Genomic DNA, 17,526 nt, shown 5'->3' on the forward strand with positions numbered 1-17,526 from the left:
TGCAGTATGGATTCATATAGGAGAACAACATGAAATTAGTGAAAGTAGCAGGTGTAGTAAGTACCGCATTAATTATGGCAGCGTGTGCCCCTCGTAATACAACACATTACTATTCTATTCAGGAAGCGTTAAATTCACCGCAAGCAAAAGAAGTGCTTGATCCAAGTGTAAAACTTTATTTCGGAAAAGCGGCTCCTGGGAAGGTTATTCGTAAGGGGATCACGACCAATCCAAAAACAAACGCGCTTAATAAAAGTGATTTAGAAGCGTGCCAATGGGCGTTCTTGTCCGCAGTTAAAAAATTCCAGGAACGAGCAAAGAAAGAAGGTGCGACTAAAGTAGGTAATTTAGTGAGTTATTATAAGAAGAATGAGTATAAAAGTACCTCACAATTTGAATGTCATGCGGGACGCAGTATTGCAGGCGTAGCGTTAAAAGGCGACATTGTGAAATAATTTTTGTAAAATGTGCGGCAATTGACCGCACTTTTTTATATCTATGAGAATGAAAAAACATATTTATTGTAAGCATCAATCCGAGTATGAGATCCAGTTCTTTGATGTAGATTCAATGAACATTATGTGGCATGGACATTATGTGAAATATCTGGAAATGGCTCGTTGTGCCTTTTTGGAAGAAATTAATTATACCTATGATGTTATGCGTCAAAATGGTTTTGCCTATCCGATCGTGGCACTGGATTTAAAATATGTCAAACCGGCACTCTTTCGCCAAAGAATTAGAGTGGAACTTGCATTAATTGAATATGAAAGTTGTATTCGTTTTGATTATATTATTGTTGATGCGCTAACGGGCGAAAAGTTAACGAAAGGCTCAACGACACAAATGGCAATAGAGATTGAGAGTCGAGAAACACAATTTGAAACACCGTTATCATGGCGAAATGCTGTGCAAAATTTTGAGGGTTTTCGACCGCTTGTGGGGGAATGTTAATGAAAAAATATCTACTTTTATTTTTACTTTTCTTTAGTCCACTTTCATGGGGCTTTTCTCAAACTGAGCTGATTCAACAATTACAAAAACCTCAATCTATACAAGGTAATTTTATCCAGCAACGCTTTTTAAAATCGCTAGCTAAACCGATAGTCGCAACAGGAAAATTCACCTTAGTGGCACAAAAAGGGTTGCTCTGGCATATGGAGAAACCTTTTATGAGTCAAATGAAAGTTACCTCTCAAGGGATCTCTCAATGGAATGGTTCAACTTGGGTGGCTAATTCGAGTATGGGGCAAGCAGAGCAAATCCAATTATTTTTAGGGTTGCTTAGCGGAGATATATCTGCATTATCAAGCCAATTTGATTTAAGTCTTACCGGAACTGCTTCAAATTGGCAGTTATCGCTCAAACCAAGCAGTTTATTGATGCAACAAATTTTCGAAAAAATTACTCTTGAAGGCAGTAATATTGTGAGTTCGATCGAATTGAAAGAAAAACAAGGTGATCGAACAGTTATTAAGTTTAGCAAACATCAGCTGAACCAGCCGCTCGCAGAAAGTATTTTATCAGCCCTACAATAAGTAAAATTTATGCAAAAAATGACCGCTTACCGCATATTATATGCGGTATTTTTATTCGTGATTTTCACATTATTTGGTATACAGAAATTAGCCTCATCATGGTTTGAGAGCGATTTACGATCACTTTTGCCCCAAACTCAGCAGTGGTCAAGTGTACAGATGGAAGCTGATTATCGACAAGAACAGCAACTTAATCGTCAGATCATTGCACTTGTGGGACATGCTGATGCTAAGCTGGCTTTTTCTATTGCAACAGAAATAAGCTCACAGTGGCAAGAAAGTGGGCTATTTGAGCAAATTTATTCCAAAACAGAACCTAATCTCGCCCAGTTTAAAGCAGAAATCCAATTATTAAAATGGGCTGTATTACCAAAGGAAATTAAGTCTCAATTATTAGACACGCCACAAACTTATTTTCAAGCGTATGCGGAACAGATTGTTAATCCATTTAAACAAAACCAACTGGTTTCATTTGAGCAAGATTGGCTGGGGGTTGGGCGGTTTGTTATACCACAAGCTCAGCAGCTATCTAATATGCGCTGGAATGCGGAAAATGGCATGATTTTTACGGAAAATCAGTCCAAAACATGGGTTATGTTGCGAGCTGAGTTAAAGCAATCTGATTTATTGAATACCGAACAATCCTTACCAAGTTTATTAGCAGAAAATCGCCGATATGCCACTGCATTACAAGCAGAATTAAATGTTACCGGTACATCATTATTTGCTATGGTTGCTAAACAGCAGGCAGAAAGTGAAAGCACATTTATGAGTAGTCTTGGTGTTAGCTTAACCCTTATCCTATTAATCGCTGTTTTTCGTTCTTGGCGAGTATTATCGCTGTTTATTCCTATTTTAATTGGTATGGGAGCCGGAATTGCCGTTACGGTATTTTTGTTAGGAAAAATTCACTTACTAACACTTGTTATCGGTACCAGTTTAGTAGGTGTGCTAATTGACTTTCCGTTACATTGGTTAGCCTCTTCATTATCAGTTCGTAATTGGCAAGCTGAACAAGCAATGAAAGATCATCAATTCACTTTCTTTATTAGTTTGATGGTGACTTTACTGGGTTATGGTCTGCTTTGGTTTACGGATTTACCGATATTAAAACAAACAGCTTTATTCTCTGCTGTAGCATTGGTAGCGGCAATTATCGCTACAATATTGTTTTTACCACCAATGTTTGTTCGTGTAGATTTTTCTCGCCGGCCTCGTTTTCCTATAGATAATATTAAATTACCGATGTTATTAAAGCATAAAGGTATAAAGATATTATTTTGTTTACTCGTCATCACTGGTGTATTTCGTTCGGAATGGCAGGATGATATTCGTCAGTGGGTTGCTCTGCCACATGGGATGTTACAGGAAGCACAAAAAATTAGTGAGTTAACTGGAATTGATTTAGGTAGCCAATATTTTCTTATTGTTGCAGATAATGATGAACAATTATTAGCCAAGACCGAATTACTGTCGCAGAGGCTTACTACGTTAGGTCAGTCTCATCAAGCATTGAGCCAATGGCTTAGTTCCGAGCAAGAACAGCAACAATTCAAGTTGCAATTGAGTGCAAAAATTCAACCGCTTGCATATCAACCGCTAATTGAATTGGGAGTGGAGAGCGAGGAAATAATACAATCCATCCATCAATTACAAAGACAATCGCCAGTTTCTTTACAGCAAGCCTTAAATACAAAATTGGGACAGGGGTGGAAAACACTCTATCTTGGTAAATTAAGTTCGAATCAAGTTGCTACTTTAATTAAAATTAAGCAAATGCAGAGTGCTGAACATTTATCTGCTTTGGCGAATAACAAAGATATCTTTTGGCAAGATAAACGAGCTTACTTAAATCAGGCATTTCAACAGACACGGAACGATGCCGCTTGGTTAAAAGGCGTATCGTTTTTACTTGCAGGTTTAGTATTATGGTGTTTGTTTGGACGAAAAGCGGCCGTTCAAATATTAGTACCTCCAATCATAGCGATTGTAACAACGGTTGCAATATTTGGTTGGCTTGCATTACCAATCACGTTATTTACGATGTTCGGCTTGCTGTTGGTTTCTGCAATTGGTATTGATTATACAGCTTATATGCAACACTCAGCAGAAAATTTAGCCACAAAAATAACCGCTATTTTGTTGGCGGCTACTACTACAATGATTTCTTTTTGTTTATTGGCGTTTAGCGCCACACCTGCAGTAGCAAGTTTTGGGTTAAGTGTGAGTATTGGTCTCGGCATCTGCGTCTGCATTATTTTTAGTCGAAAATATATATTTTAGTGAGGACAAGCAAATACCACTTTACACGTTTAAAAAATCAGCGTAGAATTTGCGACCTATTTTGCAGTATTGCAAATATTGATGGTGCTTGCCTATCAAGCCCCGTCCAAGACCGTAGGTGAAATGATGTTAATCATCTCTTAATTTGGCCTACGTAGATGGTGAACAGACAGAATTTTCTGCTTCTGGACACCTTAGGCTCAGAAGATTGCTACTTGCGATGCAAGCGGTGAGTTTTTTGAGGTTTTTTGTAAATTCCACTTTGGTGGAGTGTATCAGGAGCTAAAACCAATGGCATTAAATCTTCAAGACAAACAAGCGATTGTTGCTGAAGTAAACGAAGCTGCCAAAGGTGCCCTTTCAGCTGTTGTTGCGGATTCTCGTGGCGTAACAGTTGAGAAAATGACTGAGTTACGTAAATCTGCTCGTGAAGCTGGTGTAACAATGCGTGTTGTACGTAATACTTTATTACGTCGTGCGGTTGAAGGCACAGATTTCGAGTGCTTAAAAGATACGTTTACTGGTCCGACTCTTATCGCATTCTCTCATGAACACCCGGGCGCAGCAGCTCGTTTGTTCACTGAATTTGCGAAAGCAAACAAAGAGTTTGAACTTAAAGGTGCAGCCTTTGAAGGTAAAGTACAAGATGTAGAATTCTTAGCTACATTACCAACTTACGAAGAAGCAATTGCACGTTTAATGGGCACAATGAAAGAAGCTGCGGCAGGCAAACTTGTTCGCACTCTTGCGGCATTACGCGACAAATTACAAGAAGCTGCATAATTTTTAGCAGAAAACTTCTTAACTCGTTTAACAACTTATTTACTTTAGGAATTGATTGTCATGTCATTAACTAACGAACAATTAATCGAAGCGATCGCTTCAAAATCAGTATCAGAAATCGTTGAATTAATCGCAGCGATGGAAGAAAAATTCGGTGTTTCAGCAGCGGCAGCAGTAGCAGCAGCTCCAGCAGCAGGCGCAGCGGCAGCAGAAGAGAAAACTGAATTCGACGTAATCCTTGCTAACGCAGGTGCAAACAAAGTTGCTGTAATCAAAGCAGTACGTGGTGCAACTGGCTTAGGCTTAAAAGAAGCTAAAGACTTAGTTGAATCTGCACCAGCAGCATTAAAAGAAGGCATCTCTAAAGCTGAAGCTGATGCACTTAAGAAAGAATTAGAAGAAGCTGGCGCACAAGTAGAAATCAAATAATTTTTGATTTAACTTTTCCAGAACTTCAAGTTCAGAAAAAGCCAACGAGAAATCGTTGGCTTTTTCGTTTTTATTAAGCGGTGAAGGTGCAGATTTATTGTTTAGCAAGAGAGCTTTCATACGAAAAAAGTACTTTAGGCGTTATCATTGCAAACGGTTAAAATTTTCCCGTTTTTTGCAACAGGATTGACCAAAATTGCGAATCTCTGCTATAATTACCAACCATTTTTGCATTCCGGCTGACGGCTATAACTCCGTCAGCCTTTTGTGCTTGAACGCAATTGCTGATTTTGTCATTTTAATCAACAAATTTTGCAAATTCCCTGCCCATTTTGACCGCTTATAGTAGTGATTTTTGACTGTAAGTTAGGCAAATGGAAAATGACACCTCGTAAATTAATGCCACTTCCAACTCGTCCTGTGACAGTCGGATTGTGTAATCTTAACCAAAAAAATCAGAAGGCTATCTAACAATGGCATACTCATATTCCGAGAAAAAGCGTATTCGTAAGAGCTTTGGTAAGCGTCCACAGGTTCTTAACGTACCTTATCTATTAACAATTCAGCTTGATTCTTTTGAAAAATTTATTGAAAGAGATTCAGATGGACAACAAGGTTTAGAAGCGGCATTCCGTTCAGTGTTCCCTATTGTGAGCAACAATGGTGCAACTGAATTACAATACGTTTCTTACGAATTAGGTGAGCCGGTATTTGACGTTCGTGAATGTCAAATTCGTGGTACAACCTATGCAGCGCCATTACGCGTAAAATTACGTTTAGTGACTTTTGATCGTGAAGCGGCAGCAGGCACGGTAAAAGACATTAAAGAACAAAACGTGTATATGGGCGAAATCCCATTAATGACCGACAACGGTACTTTCGTTATCAACGGTACTGAGCGTGTAATCGTATCTCAGTTACACCGTAGTCCGGGCGTATTCTTCGATTCTGACAAAGGTAAAACCCACTCATCAGGTAAAGTGCTTTATAACGCACGTATTATTCCTTACCGTGGTTCTTGGTTAGACTTTGAATTTGATCCGAAAGACAACCTTTACGCGCGTATCGACCGTCGTCGTAAATTACCTGCAACAATCATTCTACGTGCATTAGGTTACACTACTGAAGAAATCTTAACGATGTTCTTCGATAAAATTACGTTCGAAATCCAAGATAATAAACTTTTAATGACATTGGTACCTGAGCGTTTACGTGGTGAAACAGCACAATTTGATATTGAAGCCAACGGCAAAGTTTATATTGAAAAAGGTCGTCGTATCACCGCACGTCATATCCGTACTTTAGAAAAAGACGATATTAAACAAATTGAAGTGCCGGTAGAGTACATTGTGGGCAAAGTAGCAGCGAAAGATTATGTTGATCTTTCAACAGGCGAATTAGTTTGCCCAGCAAACATGGAAATCTCAATGGAGATGTTAGCGAAGTTATCGCAAGCAGGCTACAAAGAGATCGAAGTACTCTTCACAAACGATTTAGACCATGGTCCGTATATTTCAGAAACATTACGTGTAGATCCAACTTATGACCGCTTAAGTGCATTAGTTGAAATTTATCGTATGATGCGTCCGGGCGAGCCGCCAACAAAAGAAGCAGCGGAAGCGTTATTCGATAATATGTTCTTCTCGGCAGATCGTTATGATTTATCTGCGGTAGGTCGTATGAAATTCAACCGCTCACTTGATATTCCGGAAGGTGTAGGTTCAGGTATTTTAAGCAACGATGACATCATCGGTGTAATGAAAAAACTGATCGAGATCCGTAACGGTCGCGGTGAAGTAGACGATATCGACCACTTAGGTAACCGTCGTATCCGTTCTGTAGGTGAAATGGCAGAAAACCAATTCCGTATTGGTTTAGTGCGTGTGGAACGTGCAGTGCGTGAACGTTTATCATTAGGTGACCTAGACGGTATTACTCCGCAAGATTTAATCAATGCGAAACCAATTTCTGCGGCAGTGAAAGAATTCTTCGGTTCTTCACAACTTTCGCAATTTATGGACCAAAATAACCCGCTTTCAGAGGTTACACACAAACGTCGTATTTCGGCATTAGGTCCGGGCGGTTTAACACGTGAACGTGCAGGCTTTGAGGTTCGAGACGTACACCCGACTCACTATGGTCGCTTATGTCCAATCGAAACCCCAGAGGGTCCAAACATCGGTTTGATCAACTCACTTTCGGTATATGCACGTACTAATAACTACGGTTTCTTAGAAACGCCATTCCGTAAAGTAGTGAACGGTCAAGTAACCGAAGATATCGAGTATTTATCGGCAATCGAAGAAGGTAACTACGTTATCGCTCAGGCGAACTCAAACTTAGATGAAGAGTTCCGTTTCACTGATACATACGTAACTTGTCGTGGTGAACACGGTGAGTCAGGTTTATACAAACCAGAAGATATTCACTATATGGATATCTCAACACAACAAGTTGTTTCTGTTGCGGCAGCGTTAATTCCGTTCCTTGAGCACGACGATGCGAACCGTGCGTTAATGGGTGCGAACATGCAACGTCAGGCAGTTCCTACATTACGTGCGGATAAACCTCTTGTTGGTACCGGTATGGAAAAACCAATCGCACTTGACTCAGGTGTTGCGATTGTGGCGAAACGTGGTGGTACTATCCAATACGTTGACGCATCTCGTATCGTAGTGAAAGTAAACGAAGATGAAACGATTCCGGGCGAAGCAGGTATCGACATCTATAACTTAATTAAATACACCCGTTCAAACCAAAATACCTGTATCAACCAAATTCCTTGTGTGAATTTAGGTGAGCCGGTAGCACGTGGTGAGATCTTAGCGGACGGTCCTTCAACAGACTTAGGTGAGTTAGCATTAGGTCAAAACATTCGTGTGGCATTCATGCCATGGAATGGTTATAACTTCGAAGACTCAATGTTAGTTTCTGAGCGTGTGGTACAAGAAGACCGTTTCACGACAATCCACATTCAAGAATTATCTTGTGTGGCACGTGATACCAAACTTGGTGCAGAAGAAATCACTGCGGATATTCCAAACGTAGGTGAATCAGCATTAAGCAAACTTGATGAATCAGGTATCGTGTACGTTGGTGCGGAAGTTAAGGGTGGCGACATCTTAGTAGGTAAAGTAACGCCTAAAGGTGAAACCCAATTAACACCGGAAGAAAAACTTTTACGTGCAATCTTCGGTGAGAAAGCATCTGACGTTAAAGATTCTTCATTACGTGTACCAAACGGTACTTCAGGTACGGTTATTGACGTTCAAGTATTTACTCGTGATGGCGTTGAAAAAGATAAACGTGCATTAGAAATCGAGGAAATGCAGCTTAAAGAAGCGAAGAAAGATTTAACTGAAGAGTTAGAAATTTTAGAAGCCGGCTTATTCACACGTGTTCGCAACTTATTAGTTGAAGGTGGCGTATCTGAAGCTGAATTAGATAAAGTTTCTCGTGAGAAATGGTTAGAACAAACCTTAGATGACGAAGCGAAACAAAATCAATTAGAACAGCTTGCGGAACAACACGAAGAATTACGTAAAGAGTTCGAACGTAAACTTGAAATTAAACGCAACAAGATCATTCAAGGTGACGATTTAGCACCGGGCGTGTTAAAAGTTGTTAAAGTTTACTTAGCGGTTCGTCGTCAAATCCAACCGGGTGATAAAATGGCGGGTCGTCACGGTAACAAAGGTGTTATCTCGAAAATCAACCCAGTTGAAGATATGCCGTACGATGAAAACGGCCAACCGGTTGAGATCGTATTGAACCCGCTGGGCGTACCTTCACGTATGAACATCGGTCAGATCTTAGAAACACACTTAGGTTTAGCGGCGAAAGGTATCGGTGATCAGATTAATAAGATGATCAAACAGCAACAAGAAGTGGCTAAATTACGTGAATATATCCAGAAAGCGTACGATTTAGGTCACGGTTCACAAGTTGTTGATTTAAGTACCTTTACTGATGAAGAAGTAATGCGTTTAGCAGAAAATTTACGTAAAGGTTTACCACTTGCAACACCAGTATTTGATGGTGCGCACGAAGCTGAAATCAAAGGCTTATTAGAATTAGGCGGCTTACCGACTTCAGGTCAGATTACATTATTTGACGGTCGTACCGGTGAGAAATTCGAGCGTCCTGTAACCGTAGGTTATATGTATATGCTCAAATTGAACCACTTAGTTGACGACAAAATGCACGCGCGTTCAACAGGTTCTTATAGTCTTGTTACTCAGCAACCACTTGGTGGTAAAGCGCAGTTCGGTGGTCAGCGTTTCGGTGAGATGGAGGTTTGGGCATTAGAAGCATACGGTGCTGCTTACACCTTACAAGAAATGTTAACGGTTAAATCGGATGACGTAAACGGTCGTACGAAGATGTATAAAAACATCGTAGACGGCACACACCAAATGGAACCGGGTATGCCGGAATCATTCAACGTATTGTTGAAAGAGATTCGTGCCTTAGGTATCGATATGGAGTTAGACGAAGACTAGTCGTCAACCTTCAAGCGGTCAAATTTAGTAAAAATTTTGCAAAATTTGACCGCTTGTAAAACCAGATTTCCTCGTTTAGAGCCCTGTGTTCTAAGCAAAACTTTAATTCCTCACTAGGGGCAAAAAGTGAAAGACTTAGTAAAGTTTTTAAAAGCACAATCGAAATCGAATGATGATTTTGATGTAATTAAAATTGGTTTAGCATCACCGGATAAAATCCGTTCTTGGTCTTTCGGTGAAGTAAAAAAACCGGAAACAATTAACTATCGTACCTTTAAACCTGAGCGTGATGGTCTTTTCTGTGCACGTATCTTCGGACCGGTAAAAGATTACGAATGTCTTTGTGGTAAATATAAACGCTTAAAACACCGTGGTGTAATTTGTGAAAAATGTGGCGTTGAAGTAACCCAAACTAAAGTACGTCGTGACCGTATGGGTCATATCGAACTTGCGTGTCCGGTTGCGCACATTTGGTTCTTAAAATCACTTCCGTCCCGTATCGGTTTAATCTTAGATATGCCTTTACGTGATATCGAACGTGTACTTTATTTCGAATCTTATGTTGTTACTGAACCAGGTATGACTGATTTAGAAAAAAATCAGTTATTAACCGAAGAACAATATTGGGAAGCGGAAGAGCGTTGGGGCGATGAGTTCGAAGCGAAAATGGGTGCGGAAGGTATTCAAGCACTTTTACGTGATATGGACTTAGAGCACCAATGTGAAATGATGCGTGAAGAGTTACAAGAAACTAACTCTGAAACAAAACGTAAGAAAATCACAAAACGCTTAAAATTATTAGAAGCATTCCAACAATCCGGTAACAAACCGGAGTGGATGGTAATGACTGTATTACCAGTGCTTCCACCGGATCTTCGTCCATTAGTACCACTTGATGGTGGTCGTTTTGCGACTTCAGATCTGAACGATTTATATCGTCGTGTGATCAACCGTAACAACCGTTTAAAACGCTTATTAGATTTAGTAGCGCCGGATATCATCGTACGTAACGAAAAACGTATGTTACAAGAGTCTGTTGATGCGTTATTAGATAACGGTCGTCGTGGTCGTGCGATTACAGGTTCTAACAAACGTCCATTAAAATCTCTTGCAGATATGATCAAGGGTAAACAAGGTCGTTTCCGTCAGAACTTATTAGGTAAACGTGTAGACTATTCAGGTCGTTCGGTAATTACCGTAGGTCCTTACTTACACCTACACCAATGTGGTTTACCGAAAAAAATGGCATTGGAATTATTCCGTCCGTTTATTTACTCTAAATTAGAATCTCGTGGTATTGCTTCAACAATCAAAGCTGCGAAGAAAATGGTTGAGCGTGAAGAACCGATCGTATGGGATATCCTTGCAGAAGTTATTCGTGAACACCCAATTTTATTAAACCGTGCGCCAACACTTCACCGTTTGGGTATCCAAGCGTTTGAACCGTTATTAATCGAAGGTAAAGCAATCCAGTTACACCCACTTGTTTGTGCGGCGTTCAACGCGGACTTCGATGGTGACCAAATGGCGGTACACGTACCATTAACACTTGAAGCGCAATTAGAAGCTCGTGCGTTAATGATGTCAACTAACAACGTACTTTCACCGGCAAGTGGTGACCCGATTATCGTACCTTCTCAGGACGTTGTATTAGGTCTTTACTACATGACGCGTGAGAAAGTAAATGCGAAAGGTGAAGGGATGTACTTCCTTGACCCACGTGAAGCGGAAAAAGCATACCGTACCGGTCAAGCTGAATTACACGCACGTGTAAAAGTTCGTATTACCGAACACGTGAAAAACGAAGCGGGTGAGTTAGTTGCGGAAACTAACTTAGTGGATACCACAATCGGTCGTGCAATCTTATGGATGATCGCACCGAAAGGTATGCCGTTTAAAGTATTCAACCAAACGTTAGGTAAAAAAGCGATTTCAAAATTAATCAATGAAAGCTACCGTCGTTTAGGTTTAAAAGAATCTGTCATTCTTGCTGACCAAATCATGTATACCGGTTTCGCATACGCTGCTCGTTCAGGTGCGTCAGTTGGTATCGATGATATGGTAATTCCGGCGCAGAAAAATGAAATTATCCGCGCGGCGGAAGCAGAAGTTGCAGAGATTCAAGAGCAGTTTAACTCAGGTCTTGTAACTGCAGGCGAACGTTATAACAAAGTAATCGATATTTGGGCGGCTGCAAACGAACGTGTTGCAAAAGCAATGATGGAAAACCTTTCAACGGAAGAAGTCATCAACCGTGAAGGTAACCCGGAAAAACAAGCGTCATTCAACAGTATCTTTATGATGGCTGACTCGGGTGCGCGTGGTTCTGCAGCTCAGATTCGTCAGTTAGCGGGTATGCGTGGTCTTATGGCTCGTCCGGACGGCTCGATCATCGAAACACCGATTACCGCGAACTTCCGTGAAGGTCTGAACGTTCTTCAGTACTTTATTTCAACCCACGGTGCACGTAAAGGTCTTGCGGATACCGCATTAAAGACAGCGAACTCAGGTTACTTAACACGTCGTTTAGTAGACGTAGCACAAGACTTAGTAATCACTGAAGATGACTGTGGTACACACGAAGGTATCGTGATGACTCCGTTAATCGAAGGTGGTGACGTTAAAGAAGCATTACGTGATCGTGTATTAGGTCGTGTGGTTGCAGAAGACGTATTAAAACCAGGTACGGAAGAAGTATTAATTCCACGTAACACCTTAATCGATGAGAAATGGTGTGATGTGATTGATGCGGAATCTGTAGACGTAATCAAAGTACGTTCGGTGGTAACTTGTAACACAGACTTCGGTGTGTGTGCGAAATGTTACGGTCGTGACCTTGCTCGTGGTCACCTTATCAACCAAGGTGAAGCAGTGGGTGTTATTGCGGCACAATCAATCGGTGAACCAGGTACACAGTTAACCATGCGTACGTTCCACATCGGTGGTGCGGCTTCTGCGGCAGCAAAAGAATCTAGCATCCAAGTGAAAAACGCAGGTACGATTAAGTTAACTAACGCTAAATTTGTAACTAACAAAGAAGGCAAAATCGTATTAACTTCACGTAACACAGAATTAACCGTAATCGACACATTCGGCCGTACCAAAGAAAACTATAAAGTACCTTACGGTGCAGTGCTTTCTAAAAACGACGGTGCAGAAGTTGCAGTAGGTGAAGTAGTTGCGAACTGGGATCCGCATACAATGCCGGTCATCTCAGAGGTAAGCGGTCGCATCCAATTCAGCGACATCGTAGATGGCTTAACCGTTACTCGTCAAACCGACGAATTAACCGGTTTATCCTCTATCGTGGTACAAGATGTGGGTGAACGTGCAACAGCAGGTAAAGATTTACGTCCGGCATTACGTTTAGTTGATGCGCAAGGTAACGACATCTTAATCCCTGGCACAGATGTTGCAGCACAATACTTCTTACCAGGTAAAGCAATCGTAACCTTAGATGACGGTGCGGAAATCGAAGTCGGTGAAGCATTAGCACGTATTCCGCAAGAATCTGTGGGTACGAAAGATATTACCGGTGGTCTTCCACGCGTAGCAGACTTATTCGAAGCACGTAAACCGAAAGAGCCGGCAATTCTTGCTGAAATTTCAGGTATCGTGTCATTCGGTAAAGAAACTAAAGGTAAACGTCGTTTAGTGATCACGCCGGCAGAAGGCGAAGCATTCGAAGAAATGATTCCAAAATGGCGTCAGCTCAACGTATTCGAAGGCGAGATGGTACAACGTGGTGACGTAATCTCTGATGGTGCAGAAACTCCGCACGACATCTTACGTTTACGTGGCGTTCACGCTGTAACAGATTACATCGTAAACGAAGTACAAGAAGTTTACCGCTTACAAGGGGTAAAAATTAACGATAAACACATCGAAGTTATCGTTCGCCAAATGTTACGTAAAGCGGTTATCACCAACGCATACGACAGCGAATTCCTCGAAGGGGAACAAGTTGAAGTGGCTCGCGTGAAAATTGCTAACCGTAAACGTGCAGAAGAAGGCAAACCTCTTGTTGAGTTCGAGCGTGAATTGCTTGGTATTACCAAAGCGTCGCTTGCAACTGAGTCATTTATCTCAGCAGCGTCGTTCCAAGAAACAACACGTGTTCTTACTGAAGCGGCAGTGGCAGGTAAACGTGACGAATTACGCGGCTTGAAAGAGAACGTAATCGTAGGTCGTTTAATCCCAGCTGGTACAGGTTTCGCATACCACCAAGCACGTGCGAAAAAACGTAGCCAACAAGAACAAGCGGTTGCTTTCGAAGCACCAGTTACACCGGCTAACGTATTCGCAACAGATGCTGATATCGAAGCAGAATTCGAATTCGTTGCAGACGATGCAACTCAAAGCCTAGCAGCGTTATTAAACGCAGGTGATGAAGAGTAATTCGTAGCGTATAGATAAAAAGCCCCTAGAACGAAAGTTCTAGGGGCTTTTTGTTTATTATATGATTTCTATTGGAGTTAAAATAACATCATATCCATCATTCCTTATATTATTTATAGTATTAAATAAACTTATCTTCGAGAAAGAACTCATATTAAGAGGGAAACCACTAATTTTCTTAGATTCTATTGCAATAGCAATTACAACAGTTTTCCTTGCTTCTTCTGAAATAGTAAAGGCGCTTGTACATTTTTCCCTAAATTCTTTTGAGTTTGCATATAAAGTAGATGCTATGTATGCTTGTGAAAATAGGTATGAGGATTTTGCTCCCCAGACATTTTTAATGTGAATAAAACGATGTTTACTATGATCATAAAGGTCGGCAAGTTCAATTTTTGACTTTTCATCAGTCTTAATTAAATTTCGATCAAGTAATAAGAAACCTTTCTGTTTAGAAACCTCATCATTATATATCTGTTCAGCATAAGTTTTTCTACCCTCATTTTTTTCTATGGAAATAATTTTGTTTTTTATGTCATCAGCATTCCATTTTGGTAGATAATCATTTTCAATGGTAATATTTCTTATTTTATCATCTATAAAAGAAATGATATTATCTAAAATATTAAACCATTTGCCATCTAATTTCACGTAATGTTGATTATTTAAAGAAGTTTCGCAAACAATAAGCCTTTCTAGTGAGTTATTATGATAAAAATCTTTTTCTCCCTCAGTTGTTATTCCCATTATATGTATATTTAATAGTTCTTTAAGAGATAGATTCATTTGAAAATTTTCTTGAATAAGGACTTTGATTTCATCTATATCAAGCTCATTTATTTTGAAATTATTATTTTTAATAGATAATTCATATTCAGAATAATCAAATCGTTTGAATGGTTCTGGTAAGTCTAAGTACAAGATACAGTCGCTGCTATTGATATTTTTATAGAACTTATATAGTTTCCGATAACAATTTAAATTTAACTTGTGTATTAATTCCTTATTTTTAACTTGTTTATATGATTTGGGCATCTTAATTTTTTCTTCTTGTCCTAGAATTTTATTAATTTCATCAAGTACCTGCTCTATATTTCTAATATCTTTTTCTGTGCGAAGAACAATGGAGGATTTACCTTGCACTACAAAGTGTTTTCCTGAGAATTCCCCTTTTCCTGATATGCTTTTTAATATTTTATTATAGTTTTCATTGTCGAAGTTAGGGTTATAATTCGCTACACTTCTTTGTATTTGCCTTGTTTGGCTCTTTATAGAAAACTGATGGATAGAAGAAATAGATAAATTATCTATTAATCGCAAGGCAACATCTAATCCAAATTCATCTTCAATATACTCTTGAATAATCTTAAACCCATATCCCCCTGTAAGGGCATAAAGGTTATCTTTATAGTTTATTAGATAGATAAAACTATTTGAATAATTCTCAAATGATATTTCAGGTGCTAACGGTGCTATAAATTTACTCCATTCAGGAATGCTTCTTTTATTTTTTTGTATAAATAAACTACTTTTTTCGTCTGAGAAAATCTTTTCGTATTCATTTATAGAAGAGAAATTAGCAAGGCTAAAATGAGAGCTTAATTTAAAGATGTTGATACGATTTGTTTTAGATCTAGCCATAATATATTTTCCTCAAAAATACGTTATATTATTTTGGCATAATGAAAGTTTGTACAAGCACTCGTCATAGATGAGCGCTATCATTTCTGGACATAGTGAGCAGAGAATAAAAAAACAAGCGGTCAAATTCTCCCAACTTTTTGCAAAAATCTTGAGGAATTTAACCGCTTGTATTGTATCAATTACTCTAAACCGACAATTTTCCAGCGGTTGTGAGACACGCCTTCAACTTTGCCTTTTTTCACGTTAGAGATGTAATCGATCATCATATTTTGAATGGTGCCGGCTTCGCTGCCCATTGCGACTTTAGATTCCCATAATACTGGGATTTGTTGTCCTTCCCATACGCCGCCTTTTTTGATGAGCTGCTCATAACGATATGAGTTCATACCGAGTTTGATTTTGCTGTCATCAGTGATTGCGGTGCCGTTGGCAAGGCTAAGATCAACAATTTTCTCGCCGCTTGGTTTGCGTAAATCAATATTGAATTCTACGCCGCCGAAAATATCAAACGTAACATATTTCGATTTACCGCGTTTTTCATTGATACGGTAGTCTTTATCTTGCGGCTGAATTGTATCGAAGTAATCTGCCGACCAGTTCATATATGCCTTGAGCTGTTTGCCGGTCACTTCGTACACGCTCACATCACCACCCGCATAGCGATAGTTATAGATAATATCTTTTTTCTTAATATCGCCTTTGTCTAAACGCACGGTTTGGTGGTCGAAGGCAAAAGACACGACGTCCGCTTTACTGTAATGTTGTTGCACGTCATTAATCAATGAAGATAAACCGGTATCTTGCGTGAAGGCAATCGCTACGCCGTGATTTTTACCTTGCGGAATCATGGTTTGTGCGGTTTCACCGATTTTCACATTGTTCAAACGGCGTAATTCGTCATGATATGGTTGATAAATTTTTTCGATTGCAGGATCTGAAGCCAATGCTTTAACCGGTACGGTTTTTGCATTTTTTGAAAGTAATTTCACTTTGCCATCATCTGCGACATCAAAGGCTAAATCCACTTCTGAAACCACCGTGCCGTAGCGGTGCGGTTCGGTAATCAGTGTATTTTTGATGGTTTCCGCTGAGACGTTTTTGTGCATATGACCGGCGATAATCACATCAATGCCTTCCACGTTATTGACTAAATCCGCCACGCCGGTATCAGGGATATTATTTTCGTTTTCAATCCCCATATGCGCTAACACGATAATCGCATCAACCCCTTTCGCTTTTAACTCGGCAATTTGTGCCTTCGCTTCTTCGCTTGGTGAGCTGAATTTCATCTCATCAAGGTGATGGGTATCTTTTTCGAAGGTTGCCGACATTGGTGTGGTTAAACCGATTAAACCGAGTTTTACACCGTCTTTTTCAATAATATCGGTGGCGGTAACGTAACGCTTACCATCTTTTTTGTAGTAGAAGTTGGCAGTTAATACTTTGGCATTAATGTCTTTAATGATTTCATTTAAAGCGGTCATACCGAAGTTAAATTCATGGTTACCTAAAATGAAATAGTCGTATTTCATTTCGTTTAATACTTTAGGAACCGGGTTGTCTTTGTAGTATTTTTTCGTTTTAGCAAAAACTTCCACTTGGTTGTCTTGAATCGCATCACCGATATCGACTAATACTACATTTTTATTATTTTGGCGTACCTCTTTTACATAGGTGGAAATTTGCGCGTAAGAACCGGATTTGTCCTCAATATCCGCGCCATAGTTCCAAGGTACGATACGCCCGTGAACATCCGATGTGCCTAAAAATTTAATATTCACTTCTTTAGCGACTGCAACGCTCGCCGCAGACAATACAAATAAAGTACTGAGTACTTTTTTCATGATGCTCTCCTTGTGAGATAAGTAGGGATAGATAGATTCCAAGCTATTTTAGCTTAGGCTGATTACAATTTGTAATCAATCAAAAGAGTTTTTCTGGAAAATGTG

Annotated in this window: 10 protein-coding genes; 8 read left to right on the forward strand and 2 right to left on the reverse strand. The window is 39.8% G+C overall.

Annotation, left to right across the window (positions count from 1 at the left end; translation table 11 throughout):
* Positions 1-29: 29 nt before the first annotated feature.
* The 8 genes from ASU1_RS09990 to rpoC all read left to right on the forward strand — a co-directional run bounded on the left by ASU1_RS09990 (position 30) and on the right by rpoC (position 13,933).
* Positions 30-455: a hypothetical protein gene (locus ASU1_RS09990; protein WP_015674246.1), complete on the forward strand. Its 426-nt coding sequence runs from the start codon at positions 30-32 to the stop codon at positions 453-455.
* A gap of 49 nt (positions 456-504) precedes the next feature.
* Positions 505-954 (forward strand): acyl-CoA thioesterase, encoded by a 450-nt coding sequence (locus ASU1_RS09995; protein ID WP_081541469.1) that lies wholly within the window; start codon positions 505-507, stop codon positions 952-954.
* Complete coding sequence (locus ASU1_RS10000) at positions 954-1,538, forward strand: LolA family protein (protein ID WP_015674248.1); 585 nt, start codon at positions 954-956, stop codon at positions 1,536-1,538. Before ASU1_RS09995 ends, ASU1_RS10000 begins: the two co-directional genes overlap by 1 nt.
* Before the next feature lie 9 nt (positions 1,539-1,547).
* Positions 1,548-3,821 carry an MMPL family transporter gene (locus ASU1_RS10005; RefSeq protein ID WP_039195540.1) on the forward strand — a complete coding sequence of 758 codons (2,274 nt, stop codon included), beginning with the start codon at positions 1,548-1,550 and terminating at the stop codon, positions 3,819-3,821.
* A 291-nt stretch (positions 3,822-4,112) separates the two neighbouring features.
* Positions 4,113-4,604 (forward strand): 50S ribosomal protein L10, encoded by a 492-nt coding sequence (gene rplJ, locus ASU1_RS10010; protein WP_015674250.1) that lies wholly within the window; start codon positions 4,113-4,115, stop codon positions 4,602-4,604.
* A 60-nt stretch (positions 4,605-4,664) separates the two neighbouring features.
* Positions 4,665-5,033 (forward strand): 50S ribosomal protein L7/L12, encoded by a 369-nt coding sequence (gene rplL / locus ASU1_RS10015; protein ID WP_015674252.1) that lies wholly within the window; start codon positions 4,665-4,667, stop codon positions 5,031-5,033.
* A gap of 473 nt (positions 5,034-5,506) precedes the next feature.
* Positions 5,507-9,535 carry a DNA-directed RNA polymerase subunit beta gene (rpoB, locus tag ASU1_RS10020; RefSeq protein ID WP_015674253.1) on the forward strand — a complete coding sequence of 1,343 codons (4,029 nt, stop codon included), beginning with the start codon at positions 5,507-5,509 and terminating at the stop codon, positions 9,533-9,535.
* 126 nt (positions 9,536-9,661) lie between these two features.
* Entirely contained in the window at positions 9,662-13,933 is a 4,272-nt protein-coding gene (gene rpoC, locus ASU1_RS10025; RefSeq protein ID WP_015674254.1) for a DNA-directed RNA polymerase subunit beta', read from the forward strand.
* Between the two features lie 57 nt (positions 13,934-13,990).
* On the opposite strand, the gene ASU1_RS10030 is transcribed toward rpoC, so the two are convergent.
* On the reverse strand, positions 13,991-15,574 hold the full coding sequence (locus tag ASU1_RS10030) for a DUF6119 family protein (RefSeq protein WP_039195542.1): 1,584 nt from the start codon (positions 15,572-15,574) through the stop codon (positions 13,991-13,993).
* Between the two features lie 182 nt (positions 15,575-15,756).
* Entirely contained in the window at positions 15,757-17,421 is a 1,665-nt protein-coding gene (locus tag ASU1_RS10035) for a bifunctional metallophosphatase/5'-nucleotidase (protein WP_015674258.1), read from the reverse strand.
* Positions 17,422-17,526: the final 105 nt, after the last annotated feature.

This window comes from Actinobacillus suis ATCC 33415 (genome assembly GCF_000739435.1).
In the GTDB taxonomy this organism is placed as follows: Bacteria; Pseudomonadota; Gammaproteobacteria; order Enterobacterales; family Pasteurellaceae; genus Actinobacillus; species Actinobacillus suis.

Excerpts from the sequence above, each read along its gene's own strand:
- ASU1_RS09990 (WP_015674246.1), top strand. The coding sequence starts at position 30 with ATGAAATTAGTGAAAGTAGCAGGTGTAGTAAGTACCGCATTAATTATG.
- ASU1_RS09995 (WP_081541469.1), top strand. The coding sequence starts at position 505 with ATGAAAAAACATATTTATTGTAAGCATCAATCCGAGTATGAGATCCAG.
- ASU1_RS10000 (WP_015674248.1), top strand. The coding sequence starts at position 954 with ATGAAAAAATATCTACTTTTATTTTTACTTTTCTTTAGTCCACTTTCA.
- ASU1_RS10005 (WP_039195540.1), top strand. The coding sequence starts at position 1,548 with ATGCAAAAAATGACCGCTTACCGCATATTATATGCGGTATTTTTATTC.
- rplJ (WP_015674250.1), top strand. The coding sequence starts at position 4,113 with ATGGCATTAAATCTTCAAGACAAACAAGCGATTGTTGCTGAAGTAAAC.
- rplL (WP_015674252.1), top strand. The coding sequence starts at position 4,665 with ATGTCATTAACTAACGAACAATTAATCGAAGCGATCGCTTCAAAATCA.
- rpoB (WP_015674253.1), top strand. The coding sequence starts at position 5,507 with ATGGCATACTCATATTCCGAGAAAAAGCGTATTCGTAAGAGCTTTGGT.
- ASU1_RS10030 (WP_039195542.1), bottom strand. The coding sequence starts at position 15,574 with ATGGCTAGATCTAAAACAAATCGTATCAACATCTTTAAATTAAGCTCT.
- ASU1_RS10035 (WP_015674258.1), bottom strand. The coding sequence starts at position 17,421 with ATGAAAAAAGTACTCAGTACTTTATTTGTATTGTCTGCGGCGAGCGTT.